We start from the raw sequence: 12,839 nt of genomic DNA, 5'->3' as shown, positions 1-12,839 counted from the left end.
TTGAGTATCGTCACCCGAACATGTTGCAACGCATTCGCGCCTTATCGTGTCCCAGCGCGACCGTCAACCAACAACCCGCGCTAGCGCGCGCCGCCTTTCCCACCAGGCAGCAACCAGAAACGCGAGCGCCGCAGCGAGCAACACGCCGACCATCGCATCGTTGCCGACTCCCTTCATCAACGCGCCAGCCACCAGCGGCCCACCAAAACTGGCCGCGCTCCACGACGCCCCCACCAGCGAACTCGCCGACACCAGCGCGACGCCGCGAAAACGCTCGCCGCAAGCGACCAGCGACAGCGTATAAATCGCCCCAGCCGCCGCGCCGAGCACGTAGAGCAGAGGCCAGCACAGCCACGGCGAATTAATCGCCCAAGGCAGAAACGGCAGCAGCATCACGACGATCACGCCGCAGCCGATATGCACGCGTTCGCGTCCGAGCCGGTCGGCAAGCCAGCCGATCGGAAACTGCATCGTCGTGTCGCCGAGCAGTAGGGCCGACGCGAACAGCACTGCCACCTCGCTCGTAATGCCATGCGCCATTGCGAAGAGCGGCAGCAGCGACAGCGCGATCGTGTCGAACAACGCGAAAAAGCCCGTGCCGATCACGAGCGCCGGCATCTGCGGAAGCACGTGGCGCCAGCTGCCGTGCGCCGCGTGTTCGTCTTCCGACGCTTGCGGCGTTTTGCGGATGCTAGCGAGTGCCGGCAAAGCCAGCAGGAAGATCGCGCCGCAAATCAGGAAGCGCCAATGCGTGAAATCGGCGATCTGGCTCACCAGCACCGGGCCCGACATCTGGAACAGCGTGAAGTTGGTCGCGTAGATCGCGATGACCCGGCCGCGGGTGGCGCTGTCGGCGAGCTGGTTGACCCATGCTTCGCTAATCGTGAAGAGCAGCATCAGCGCCGCACCGCACAGTACGCGCAACATCGCCCATAGCCACAGGTTCGAGGTGAGTTGCATCAGCGCGGTGGCGAACGCAACCGTCAGCACCGCGCCGACGATCACCTGGCGGCTGCCGAAGCGCGCCGCGACCCAGCCGGCCAATGGCACGACGATCAGACCACCACCTGCCTGCGCGGCGGTCAGCAGGCCGACCACGTCGGTGCCATAGCCGGCTTGCGTCAACGCGAGGGCAGTGAGGGGAAGCGTGGCGCCGCTGCCGAGTCCGACGACAGCGACGCTGAGAATGAGTGCGAGGAAATCTCGTGTGAAGATGACTTTCATCGGCCGAGATGCTACTACGGCATCGAGTCATTCGCATCTTTGTGCGGATTGGATAAACGCGGACGCGCGCCGCGTTTCTGAGGAAGACAACGCGAACGCCAGGTTGGAGTGGCTTGCGGCGAGCGCACTCTCTCTCAGCCAGCCGCGGTGACGCTCAACTTTTGCGCTACCGCCGTTCGTCAACGGGTCGCTGTGGTGCTCACACCTGACCTTACCCCGCCACCGCCATCCGCTGTGCGCGCCGGTCGATCGATACCGACCACAGCGTCAATACCAGCGCGCCGATGGATGTCGCCACGCCGACCCACGGCAACGTAGTGAGTGGCGCGCCCGCACCGATCGCCATGCCGCCAAGCCACGCGCCTGTCGCATTGCCGAGGTTGAACGCGCCTTGGTTCAGGGTCGATGCCAGATTCGGCGCATGGCTCGCGCGGTCGACGATCAGCATTTGCAGCGGCGGCACGATCGCGAAGGCCAGAATGCCCCATACGAAGATCGTGATCATCGCGGGGATCTCAGCGTGCATCGTGCCGGCGAAAATGGTCAGGATGACAACGATCGCCAGCAGAAACGCGACCAGCGAGGGCATCAGCCGCCAGTCTGCAAGCTTGCCGCCGAGCGTGCTGCCTACCGTCAAGCCAAGGCCGAACAGCAACAGCACGAACGTGACCGCGTGCGGCGTGAAACCGGTCACGTCTTCGAGAATCGGCGTGATGTAGGTGAAGGTGGAAAACAGGCTGGCCGAAGCGAGCACGCTGATGCCCAGCACCATCATCACTTGCGGGTTCTTCAGCACGCTGAATTCGTGGACGAGGCTCGCCTTCTGCATTTCTATCTTCGCCGGCAGGCAGACAGCGAGTGCGCCAGCAGCGAGAATGCCAATGCCGGTGACCGCCCAGAAGGTGGCGCGCCAGCCCACCGCTTGACCCAGCGCTGTGCCGAGCGGCACGCCGAGCACGTTGGCGAGCGTCAAGCCGGTGAACATCAGTGCGATGGCCTGCGCGCGGCGGTTCGGCGCGACGAGACCTGCAGCGACCACCGAACCGATACCGAAGAACGCGCCATGGCAAAACGCCGTGACGATGCGCGCAGCCATCAACACCGCATAACCCGGGGCAATCGCGCACAGCAGATTGCCGACGATGAAGACGCCAATCAGGCTCATCAACGCCTTCTTGCGCGGCATGTTGGCCACGGCGATCGCAACGATCGGTGCGCCGATCGTGACGCCGAGCGCATAAGCCGACACCAGCATGCCGGCCGCAGGGATCGACACGGACAGATCGCGTGCGACATCGGGCAGCAGCCCCATGATCACGAATTCGGTGGTACCGATTCCAAAGGCGGCAATGGCAAGGGCGAGCAGGGGTAAAGGCATGGTGACAGAGCGTGAATCGGCGCGACGGGAAGCGTCGTGCGGCAGGCGCGCGTTTTCGGGGCGAGAACGCATGCGCCATGCGAGGGGAAAACAGTAGGGGATTCTACCTAAGTCAAAACCGCCTTGCTGAGCGTCAAGCGGGTTGTTGTTTTTTGCTGAAAGCCGCGCTTGGGGTGCGGTTTTGAGCGCCACCCTGGCGCGCACTTCGGAGTGCCGCTTTGCCGCGCATCACCTATCGGAATGGCACTGTTCTATGGCGTGCTTTCGTCTGACCTGAAGATATTGCCGTGACGGCTGGCGCCTTCGGTGAACCGTGAGGCGCCTGCGACACCCTCGTCGAATACCGCTTGATAGCCGCCCGCGCCTTCGCGCCGCAGCGCGAAGGCGAGATCATCGAGCGTGCTGTTTTCCAATGTGGAGCGACGGTCAGCCAGCAGCGCCGCCTGCGGAAAGGCAGCCAGTTCAGCGGCCAATTGTTCAGCCGCCGCACGGGCTTCGCCCTTGCGCACGACGCGGTTGGCAAGACCGAAGCTGAGTGCTTCCTGTGCGTCAACCGCGCGGCCGGTCAGGATCAGATCGAGCGCCCGCGACAGCCCGATCAGACGCGGCAAGCGGATCGTGCCGCCGTCGATCAGCGGAATCCCCACGCGCCGGCAGAACACGCCGAGTACGGCATCTTCTTCGACGACCCGCAGATCGCACATCGCGGCCAGTTCGAGTCCGCCCGCGACCGCATATCCGGCAATTGCCGCGATCACCGGTTTGCTGAAGCTCATACGCGTCGGTCCCATGGGGCCGGGACCGCTGCCGTCGGCGTGCGGTTCATTACGGCGGGTCTCGTCGGCGAGCGCGGTGAGATCCGCGCCGGCGCAGAAGGTGCCACCCGCGCCGAACAGCACCGCCGCGCGCCATGCCGGCTCCGCTTCGAAGCGGCGGAAGGCGGCGTTGAGCGCTTCCGCGGTAGGACGGTCGACGGCATTACGCCGCAAGGGCCGTTCGAGCACGATGGTGGCGACGCCGGTGTCCTCGTTGGCTTCGATGCGCACATGTTCATTCAGGCTTTGCGTGGTTATCATCGTTGTGTCCGTAAAGGTTCGCGTCCGGGCGCACATGCCGGGTATTCATGCGCTGCGATTAATACCGTTGGTTGTCATGCATCTTTCACAATCTGCTCGTAGCGTTAGCGCTCTTTTAACGCGCTGGCGTTGTTTAGCCAGCTTATCGAGCCTGCCTTTGCCTTTGTCCAATTCATCGCCTGCAGCCGCGCCGGCCTGCGCCGAGACAGTCTGGATCGTCCCTTTGCATGAGCATTCATGGTACGACCATGTGCGCCTGAAACGTGTCTTCGTGACGGACGGCACGCGGCATCAAGTGGTTCTTGTCGACGTGCGCAAGCTGCTTGCCTGCGCGGATCGCGACAACACCGATTACGTGCTGAAACCGGTCGCCGAATGGCATTCGGGCAAGGTGCGTGGCATTCGCGAGTTTCTCGATCCGGACAATCCGCGCATTCCGCCGATGCCGTACGTGACGATCTCGACGCGTCGCGCGCCGGGTCTGCTGGGCTGGTTCGGTCTCGAGCGCGAGGGCGTGGTGGCGTTTCGCAACGGGCAGCATCGCGCGCGCTATCTGGCCGACGCGGGCGCGCGCTGGGTTCCGGTGGAAGTGCACGAGCGCGAGGCAGGCTTGCTGCGCGAACTCTGCGGTGCAGCGGACGACGCCCGTACGGCGATCCGCCCAACCACGGTGGACGGCGGCAGCAACGCCTAACTTCGCGCCCGCACGACATTGCGCGGCGTGCCCGCTTGCCATGCCGCGACATTTTCGAGCGTGGTCTGCGCGATCTCGTTCATCGCCTCACGTGTGAAGAATGCCTGATGCGCGGTGACGATCACGTTCGGGAACATCAACAGACGTGCCAGCACGTCGTCCTGCAACGGCAGATTCGAGTGGTCCTCGAAAAAAAGGCCGCCTTCTTCCTCGTACACGTCGAGCCCGAGATGGCCGAGTTGGCCGTCCTTCAACGCGCCGATCAGCGCATTACTTTCGACAAGGCCGCCGCGCCCGGTATTGATCAGCATCGCGCCATGCTTCATCTTCGCGAGTGCGGGTCCGTCGATCAAATGGTACGTGCCGGGCACCAACGGGCAATGCAGGCTGACGACGTCGCTTTCCGCCAGCAGCGTGTCGAGCGGCACGTAGCGCGCGCCAAGCGCGAGCAGATCCTCCGCTGGTGTGCCGGGATCATGGGCGAGCACCTGCATGCCGAAGCCCGCCATGATGCGGCCGAACACGCGGCCGATCATGCCGGTGCCGATCACGCCCACGGTCTTGCCGTGCAGGTCGAAGCCGAGCAAGCCATGCAGCGAGAAATCGCCTTCGCGTGTGCGCGCGACCGCGCGCGGCAAGCGCCGGTTCAGCGCCAGAATCAGACCGACCGCATGTTCTGCAACCGCATGCGGCGAGTAGGCTGGCACCCGCGCAACTGTCATGCCGAGGCGTTCGGCCGCGGCCAGGTCGACGTGATTGAAGCCCGCCGAGCGCAGCGCGATCATGCGCGTGCCACCGGCATGGAGACGTTCCAGCACGGCGGCGTCGACGTTGTCATTGACGAATGGGCAGACCACTTCGTAGCCCTGCGCGAGGATCGCCGTTTCGACATCGAGATGCGATTCCTGGAAGTGCAGTTCATAGCGATGCGTGCCGTTGGCTTCGCCGAACGTATCGCTGTCGTATTGGCGGCTGCTGAACAGGATCATGCGCATGGAGGGCTCCGAAAGAGGCGTGCCGTGTGGTGAATGCCGACTCACGCGTGGCATAGGGGCAGGTCAGTATATCGGCTCTTTATCGTAATGACCGCCGCTTGCGATGCACTGTCCGAAAATCATTTCAGCCTTTACTAAAGATCATTTTTTGCGAAGTGGAAAGGGCCGCACTCGAAAATCATATTGACAGCGATGCCGAACTACAATAATTATAAAAAAAGCAGTACCAAAAATGCATGTACATATCGTGCTAAAAAGACCGGCCACCACCAGAGCAGCCTTTTCAAGGTGTTGGGTCAACTTCGCGAGGAATGCGTGACTGTCGAGCTGCTGAAAAACATTTCACTATCTATCGTCGCTGCACCGCGGCATATCTTCTTTGGCGCCTGGAGCGTCATGTCATTGCCATAAACTTTCCATTCAATGGCATCCAGTTATGCCGGATGCGTAATTGCTGTGTGGTGGCGAATCGGATCGAATGCTTTTCAAATGCCAGAGAGATTTTTCAGCTTTCTGCCAATAAACCGTAAATCGGCGAGCCAACATGATCGGTGAATTGCTGAGATCTCAACCGGAGATCGCGCTGTTCGCAAGCCTTGCAATCGGATATTTCATTGGTTCGTTTCGCGTGGGGCCAATTCAGCTCGGGGGCGTCTGCGGCACGTTGATTGTGGCCTTGCTATTGGGTCAGACGGGCGCGCGGCTGGCCCCCGATCTGAAGAACATCGCATTTGCGCTGTTCATCTTCGCGTTGGGCTTCACCGGCGGCCCGCAGTTCTTTGCCAACATCGGCCGGGGTTGGCGCTACGGCTTGCTGTCGGTGGTCGAGATCGTGTCGGTGCTGGTGCTGATCATGATCGCGGTCTTCGCGATGCGGCTCGACGCCGGCACGGCGGCCGGCCTGCTTGCCGGCGCCGCGACGGAGTCGGCCGTGATCGGCACGGCTTCAGAGGCGATTGCCAAGCTCGGTTTCAGCGACGCTCAGACGCTGCGTCTGCAGGCCAACATCGTGACCGCGTACAGCGTGAGCTACCTGTTCGGCCTGATCACCATCGTCCTGTTCACCAGCCAGTTCGCCCCGCTTCTGTTGCGCGTCAATTTGCGCGAAGAAGCTGAGCGCGTGTGGCACAAGCTCGGTGGCGACAGCGCGTTCGGCGATGGACAGCGTTCCGCCGCGCCGGCGCTCGTCGGCCGCGCCTTTCGGGTCGGCGCGGCGGCCGGCTCGACGATCCTGGCGTTCGAACAGCAGCATGGCTTCAATCTGACGATCGAGCAGCTCCAGCGCAACGGGGCGGCCGTGCCGGTCGAGCCGCAACTGACGCTGGCTATCGACGATCTCATCTTCGTGGCAGGGCGGCGCGAAGCGATCGTCGCAGCGGCTGTCAGCCTCGGCGAAGAAGTGGACGGCGCTGGGTTCGGCCAGCTCGTTGCCGAGAAGCTCGACGTCGTGCTGACGCGCCGCGAGGCGCACGGGCTAACGGTCGCGCAGATGCGCGAACGGGCAAAGCCGGAAGAGGGCCGGGGCGTCTATATCGCGGCCGTCACGCGGCTCGAAACCACCGTGCCCGCGCTGCCCGGCACCGAGCTCAATCGCGGCGACGTGCTGACCCTGGTGGGCGCGAAGTCCGACGTCGAGCGCGGCGCGCGGCACCTCGGCTACGTGCTCGCAGCGACCCAGAAAACCGACTTCGTCTATCTCGGTCTGGGCGTGCTGGTCGGGATGGCGATCGGCCATCTCGGCGGACGCATTGGCGGTGTGTCGATCGCGCTCGGCACGGGTGGCGGCTGCCTGCTGTCGGGGCTGCTGTTCGGCTGGATCCGTTCGCGCTATCCGTTAGTCGGCTCGCTGCCTTCAGCCGCCGCGCAAATTCTCAAGGACTTCGGTCTTGCCACCTTCATCGCGGCGGTCGGTCTGTCAGCGGGACCCGATGCCATCAAGCTGGTGCGCGAATACGGTCTGGCGCTGCCCGTCGCCGGTATTCTGATGGTGCTCGTGCCCGGCTTGCTGTCGCTCTGGATCGGCCGTGTGTTTCTCAAACTCGAAGCACCCATGCTGCTCGGCGCTATCGCCGGGCAGCAATGCAGCACGCCGGCGATCAGTGCGCTGGTCGGTGTGACCGGCAATTCGACGCCCGTGATCGGCTACACGATCACCTATGCACTCTCGAACATTCTGTTGCCGTTGATGGGGCCGGTCGTGGTCGGTCTCGCCGGGAAATTTGGCTAGGCGGGCAGATGGGCTGCGCGCAGCGTGGCGCGCAGCCGACCGCATGCGGATGCTATGAGGTCCGTATGCACATGCAACACCCAGTACTCAGTATCGCAAACTATCTAGCGAGGGCACGATGGACTGGCTACATCACATTTTTCAGAAATCACCCGAGATTGCGCTGTTTCTGTCGCTTGCAGTCGGCTACTTCATCGGGCAGATCAACTTCGGCAAATTCCAGTTAGGCGGCGTAGGCGGTTCATTGCTGGCCGCGGTCGTGATCAGTCAGGCGGGTGTGACGATCGACAACGGCGTGAAATCGGTGATGTTCGCCGTGTTCATTTACGCCGTCGGCTACGACTCCGGGCCGGGTTTCTTCAATTCGCTGAACCGCAAAACGCTGCGTGAGATCGCAATGGCGATTTTTCTCGCCGTCTCCGCACTGGTCACCGTGGTGATCTGCGCGAAGCTGTTCCATCTGAACAAGGGCCTCGCCGCAGGTCTTGCGGGCGGCGCGCTGACGCAGTCGGCGATCATCGGCACGGCCGGCGACGCCATCGCGCGTCTCGGTCTGCCAGCCGATCAGGTCAAGTCGCTGCAATCCGATGTGGCAATCGCGTATGCGGTGACCTACGTGTTCGGCTCGCTCGGCGCGATCATCGTCTGCGTGAACATCCTGCCGAAGTTCATGGGGCAAGGTTTGCGAGAGGCGTCGATCGAAGCGGAAAAGGAACTGTCTTCAGGTCCGTCCTCACTCGGAGCGGGGCAAATTCGTGCTTTACCCGAACTGGTGGGGCGTGCGTACAAGATCGATGTCAGCGCCGGGAAAACGGTCAAGGCAATCGAGACCCAGCATCAGGACATGTTGACGATCGAGCGGATCAAGCGTGACGGTAAGAACCTCGAGCCGACACCCGATCTCACGTTGCAACTCAACGACGAAGTGCTGGTAGTGGGCCGCCGCGAGGCAGTGGTCGCATTCGGCGCGAACGGCAACGAGATTGCCAACGTCGACGATATTGGCGTCGTGATGCAGACACGCGAAGGCGTGTTCGCGCGCAAAGGCATGAACCACACGACAATCGCCGCCGCACGCGAAGTTGTGGATCGCGACATGCGCCACGGCGTCTATATCCAGAGCGCTTCGCGTGCTGGCCAGCCGCTGCCGATTCTGCCCGAAACCAGGCTCGAGCACGGCGACGTCATCACCTTCTACGGTTCGCCTAAAGACACCAAGCGCGCCGTCGATGCAGCCGGCTACGAGCTGCCGTACAGCAACAAGACCGACTTCATCTATATGGGCGTGGGCCTTGTGCTAGGTCTGCTGATCGGGCTGATCGTCATCAACGTGGGCGGCATTCCACTCACGCTCGGTTCGGGTGGCGGCTGTCTGCTGGCCGGCTTGCTGTTTGGCTGGATGCGCGGCAAGCATCCGATGTACGGCGTGATGCCGACGGCGGCTTCGCAGTTGTTGAAAGACTTTGGTCTCGCGGCGTTCGTTGCGGTGGTCGGTTTGAATTCCGGTTTGCAGGCGGTCGTGACGGTCAAGGCAAGCGGCATGACGATCTTCCTGCTCGGCGTGTTCGTTACGTTGTTCCCGCTGCTGCTGACCATGCTGTTCGGCCGCTACGTGCTGGGCTACAAAAACGCGGCAATTCTGGCCGGCGCGCTGTCCGGATCGCGGAGTGCCAACCCGGCGTTCGGCGGCGTGCTCGACAAGGCGGAAAGCGCCGTGCCGACCGTGCCGTTCGCGATCACCTATGCGATTGCGAACGTCGCGTTGACGTTGCTCGGACCGCTTGTGGTCGGACTGGTTTAGCCTGGTTTAGCGCACGTATTTATCGATCTCTCTTACGTCGGCGGCAACTGAACGATTACTCACGCCGCCGGCGTCATTCACTTGCACATTGGAGAACGCATCATGGCAAAAGAGAAAAGCGGCAAGAAACAAGGTGACATGGCTCAAGCCGGCTTTGCGGCGCTCAGCCCGTTCGAACTCAAGGACGAACTGATCAAGGCGGCGGGCGGCGGTGCGGTGGATCGCCCCGCTAACGCATCGATGCTCAACGCCGGTCGCGGTAACCCGAACTTTCTCGCGACGATTCCGCGCCACGGCTTCTGGCAGCTCGGCCTGTTTGCGATGCGCGAGTCGGAGCGTTCTTTTGCATTCATGCCCGAAGGTGTCGGCGGTTTCCCGCGCCGCGAAGGGCTTACGGAGCGCTTCGATCTGTTCCTGCGTGAAAACAAGGGCGTGCCCGGTATCGATTTTCTGCGCGGCGCGGTGTCGTATGTGCGCGATCAGTTGGGACTCTCCGCGGGCGACTTTCTCTATGAAATGTGCGAAGGGATTCTCGCGTCGAACTATCCCGTACCGGACCGGATGCTCAAGTTGTCCGAACAGATCGTCGGTCAGTATCTGCGCAAGGAGATGATCGGCAATCATCCGTTCGTCGGCGAGTTCGACGTGTTCGCGGTGGAAGGCGGCACGGCGGCAATGACGTATATCTTCAACACGATGCGCGAGAATCACCTGATCAAGCCAGGTGACACGATCGCGCTCGGCATGCCGATCTTCACGCCGTACATCGAAATTCCGCGCCTGAACGATTATCAATTGAACGTGGTGAATCTCGAAGCCACGGTGGAAAGCGGCTGGCAGTATTCGAAGAAGGAACTCGACAAGCTGCGCGATCCGAAGGTGAAGGCGTTCTTCCTCGTGAACCCGAGCAATCCGCCTTCGGTGAAGATCAGCGACGAGAGCCTTCAATATATCGCTGACATCGTGAAGGAACGCCCCGATCTGATTCTGTTGACCGACGACGTGTACGGCACCTTCGCCGACGACTTCGTCTCGCTGTTCGCGCTCGCGCCGAAGAATACGATCCTCGTGTACTCGTATTCGAAGTACTTCGGCGCGACCGGCTGGCGCCTTGGCACGATCGCGACGCATCGCGATAACGTGCTCGACAGGCTGATCGCCGAACTGCCGAAAGACGCGAAGAAGCAACTGCACGAGCGTTATGAGTCGATCACGACCGAGCCGGAAAATCTCAAGTTCATCGATCGCCTCGTGGCCGACAGCCGTACGGTCGCGCTGAATCACACGGCGGGTTTGTCGACGCCGCAGCAAGTGCAGATGGTGCTGTTCTCGCTGTTTTCGCTGATGGACACGCCCGACGCGTACAAGAACGCGTTGAAGCGTCTGATCCGCAAGCGCAAGCAGGCGCTGTACGAAGAGGTCGGCATTTCATTCGAGGACGACGATCCGAACCAGGTCGACTACTACACGATTCTCGATATCGAGTTTCTGGGCGAGCGGATGTTCGGGCGTGAGTTCGTCGAGTGGCTGCTGAAGAACACCGAGCCGTCCGAATTGCTGTTCCGCCTCGCGCGTGAAGCGCGGGTGGTGCTGTTGCCGGGACGCGGCTTCGGTACGCAGCATCCATCGGGACGGGTGTCGCTGGCCAATCTGAACGAGTCGGACTATCGGCAGATTGGGCGTGCGATGCGCAAGCTGATCGAAGAGTACGTCGAGCGTTTCAACGCGGCGACCGGCAAGAAGCTCGATAAGACCAAGGTGAAGTAACGCGCGGCAACTGCCGGGTGGGCTGCGAAGCTCACCCCGCTCCGTTCGTTGGCGTTGGCAATTCGTTGGGCTTGTAGTGCCGATATGACATCCCGAGTTCAGTTGAACTGACGGGTATTGAAACGCTGCCGGTGACAGCGCGATCTCATATCGGATGAGGCGTTATCCCGCTGTCATTTCTGCGGATGGACACGCCGTACGAAACGACTGCAACAGCTTGTAGCCTGCGCTGTTAAAAAACTTGCGTAATTTCCCTGATCGGTGAATGATCGAAAACCCGGCCTTGCCAGCGTCATTGTTGGCGAGGCCGTTGCACCTTGAATTCATCCTATCGATCATGGCGACCATTACTCCTCTCGCAGTGCCCTGTCCGGTTGTCGAATCACTCGACGCCATCCTTCCCGAAGAACCGTTGCTGATGATGGGCGCCGGCCCCGTGCCGATTCCTGCCGCCGTCGCGAAGGCCAACACCGTGGTGATCAATCACCTGGGCGCCACGATGGTGAAGGTCATCGGCCAGGTGAAGACCATGGCACGCTACGTATTCCAGACGAATTCGAAGTGGGTGCTCGGTGTCGCGGGGCCGGGTTCTGCCGCGATGGAAATGGCGATCTCCAACCTCGCATGGGAAGGCACGAGAGTGCTGAGCATCAGGAACGGCTTTTTCAGCGAGCGGATGGCGGAGATGGGACGGCGCGTCGGCGCGCACGTGAGCACGCTCGACGTCGACGATGGCGCGGTGGCGAGTCTCGAAAGCGTGACTGAGGCGATCCGCCGCGAACGTCCCGAGATCGTAACGATCGTGCAGGGTGAGACGTCCAATACAGTATGGAACCATCATCTGAAGGACATCGCGGCGCTCGCGAAAGCAGCCGGCGCGCTGGTCATTGTCGATGCGGTGTGTACGCTAAGCACGATGCCGTTGGAGATGGACGCCTGGGGTATCGATGCGGTCATTACGGGCGGGCAGAAGGGCTTGTCTTCGATCCCGGGCGTCTCGCTGATCGCGTTTTCGGATGAGGCGTGGGCGCGAGTGAAGGGCCGCACGGCGCCGAACGCGCATTGGTGCCTGGATGCCTCGCTTGCAGAGAATTTTTGGCACAACGCGGGCTATCACTACACGGCGCCGGTATCAGGTGTGCTCGCGTTGCATGAGGCGCTGCGTCTCGTGTGTGCGGAGACACTTGAAAAGCGCTTTGCGCGGCACTTGAAGTGTTCGGTAGCGCTTCAGGCAGGGATCACTGCGCTGGGCTTGCAGCTCTATGCCCCCGCGCCTTGCCGCCTGAATTCAGTTGTCGGTATCGTTGTGCCGGAGCGGTTGAGTCCTGCCGACATTTGCGGTCACATCTCGCGGCATCACCAGGTGGAAATCTCGGGTTCGTTTGGTTTGCCGATCGTGCGTATTGGACAGATGGGCGAGCAGTGCCGGGAGCACAACCTGTTCAGAACATTGCATGCGCTCGGGCGAACGATGGTGGACCTTGGAGTTAAGGTTGAACTGCCGGCTGGTGTCGCGGCGCTTGAACGTGGGTTGTCGGGAGGGAAGTGAGGTTTTTTGCCTGCTCGGCGCTTTGTTCGTCTGTTCGTTTGTTTGGCTATGCTGGTGGCCTTTCCTTGATTACTTATTGGTCTATTAGCGTCGCCCCTGTGCGGGGCAGGCACCTACTTTTCTTTGCC

The 12,839-nt window shown here is 61.8% G+C and carries 9 protein-coding genes; 5 read left to right on the top strand and 4 right to left on the bottom strand.

The genetic code is table 11. The features are described 5' to 3' along the window. Positions 1-63: 63 nt before the first annotated feature. The 3 genes from PQR40_RS31465 to PQR40_RS31455 form a co-directional block, all read right to left on the bottom strand. A complete protein-coding gene (locus PQR40_RS31465; RefSeq protein ID WP_408510612.1) occupies positions 64-1,224 on the bottom strand; it encodes an MFS transporter in 1,161 nt (386 codons plus the stop codon). 211 nt (positions 1,225-1,435) lie between these two features. After that, the gene (locus PQR40_RS31460; protein WP_408225522.1) at positions 1,436-2,602 is read right to left on the bottom strand and encodes an MFS transporter; all 1,167 of its coding nucleotides are present in this window, start codon (positions 2,600-2,602) and stop codon (positions 1,436-1,438) included. A 251-nt stretch (positions 2,603-2,853) separates the two neighbouring features. Continuing rightward, positions 2,854-3,678: a crotonase/enoyl-CoA hydratase family protein gene (locus PQR40_RS31455; protein ID WP_408510611.1), complete on the bottom strand. Its 825-nt coding sequence runs from the start codon at positions 3,676-3,678 to the stop codon at positions 2,854-2,856. Between the two features lie 76 nt (positions 3,679-3,754). On the opposite strand from PQR40_RS31455, the gene PQR40_RS31450 reads away from it, so the two are divergent. Then, positions 3,755-4,372, top strand: coding sequence for a plasmid fertility inhibition factor family protein (locus tag PQR40_RS31450; RefSeq protein ID WP_408225528.1), 618 nt, complete (start codon positions 3,755-3,757; stop codon positions 4,370-4,372). Here PQR40_RS31450 and PQR40_RS31445 read toward each other — a convergent pair. Further along, positions 4,369-5,367 carry a 2-hydroxyacid dehydrogenase gene (locus PQR40_RS31445; RefSeq protein WP_408225531.1) on the bottom strand — a complete coding sequence of 333 codons (999 nt, stop codon included), beginning with the start codon at positions 5,365-5,367 and terminating at the stop codon, positions 4,369-4,371. The genes PQR40_RS31450 and PQR40_RS31445 overlap by 4 nt on opposite strands. A gap of 544 nt (positions 5,368-5,911) precedes the next feature. Between PQR40_RS31445 and aspT (PQR40_RS31440) the strand changes: the two genes are divergently transcribed. The 4 genes from aspT (PQR40_RS31440) (at position 5,912) to PQR40_RS31425 (ending at position 12,711) form a co-directional block, all read left to right on the top strand. Further along, the gene (aspT, locus tag PQR40_RS31440) at positions 5,912-7,594 is read left to right on the top strand and encodes an aspartate-alanine antiporter (protein WP_408225534.1); all 1,683 of its coding nucleotides are present in this window, start codon (positions 5,912-5,914) and stop codon (positions 7,592-7,594) included. A 118-nt stretch (positions 7,595-7,712) separates the two neighbouring features. Continuing rightward, the gene (gene aspT / locus PQR40_RS31435) at positions 7,713-9,395 is read left to right on the top strand and encodes an aspartate-alanine antiporter (RefSeq protein ID WP_408225537.1); all 1,683 of its coding nucleotides are present in this window, start codon (positions 7,713-7,715) and stop codon (positions 9,393-9,395) included. Between the two features lie 102 nt (positions 9,396-9,497). Beyond that, entirely contained in the window at positions 9,498-11,162 is a 1,665-nt protein-coding gene (locus tag PQR40_RS31430; protein ID WP_408390824.1) for a bifunctional aspartate transaminase/aspartate 4-decarboxylase, read from the top strand. A 337-nt stretch (positions 11,163-11,499) separates the two neighbouring features. Further along, entirely contained in the window at positions 11,500-12,711 is a 1,212-nt protein-coding gene (locus PQR40_RS31425; RefSeq protein ID WP_408510635.1) for a pyridoxal-phosphate-dependent aminotransferase family protein, read from the top strand. Positions 12,712-12,839 lie beyond the last annotated feature (128 nt).

This window comes from Paraburkholderia sediminicola, from assembly GCF_046026855.1.
GTDB lineage: Bacteria > Pseudomonadota > Gammaproteobacteria > Burkholderiales > Burkholderiaceae > Paraburkholderia > Paraburkholderia sediminicola_A.
The sequence above is the reverse complement of the archived record's forward strand: the minus strand, read 5'-3'. Positions and strand labels throughout refer to the sequence as shown.

Excerpts from the sequence above, each read along its gene's own strand:
- PQR40_RS31465 (WP_408510612.1), bottom strand. The coding sequence starts at position 1,224 with ATGAAAGTCATCTTCACACGAGATTTCCTCGCACTCATTCTCAGCGTC.
- PQR40_RS31460 (WP_408225522.1), bottom strand. The coding sequence starts at position 2,602 with ATGCCTTTACCCCTGCTCGCCCTTGCCATTGCCGCCTTTGGAATCGGT.
- PQR40_RS31455 (WP_408510611.1), bottom strand. The coding sequence starts at position 3,678 with ATGATAACCACGCAAAGCCTGAATGAACATGTGCGCATCGAAGCCAAC.
- PQR40_RS31450 (WP_408225528.1), top strand. The coding sequence starts at position 3,755 with ATGCATCTTTCACAATCTGCTCGTAGCGTTAGCGCTCTTTTAACGCGC.
- PQR40_RS31445 (WP_408225531.1), bottom strand. The coding sequence starts at position 5,367 with ATGCGCATGATCCTGTTCAGCAGCCGCCAATACGACAGCGATACGTTC.
- aspT (WP_408225534.1), top strand. The coding sequence starts at position 5,912 with ATGATCGGTGAATTGCTGAGATCTCAACCGGAGATCGCGCTGTTCGCA.
- aspT (WP_408225537.1), top strand. The coding sequence starts at position 7,713 with ATGGACTGGCTACATCACATTTTTCAGAAATCACCCGAGATTGCGCTG.
- PQR40_RS31430 (WP_408390824.1), top strand. The coding sequence starts at position 9,498 with ATGGCAAAAGAGAAAAGCGGCAAGAAACAAGGTGACATGGCTCAAGCC.
- PQR40_RS31425 (WP_408510635.1), top strand. The coding sequence starts at position 11,500 with ATGGCGACCATTACTCCTCTCGCAGTGCCCTGTCCGGTTGTCGAATCA.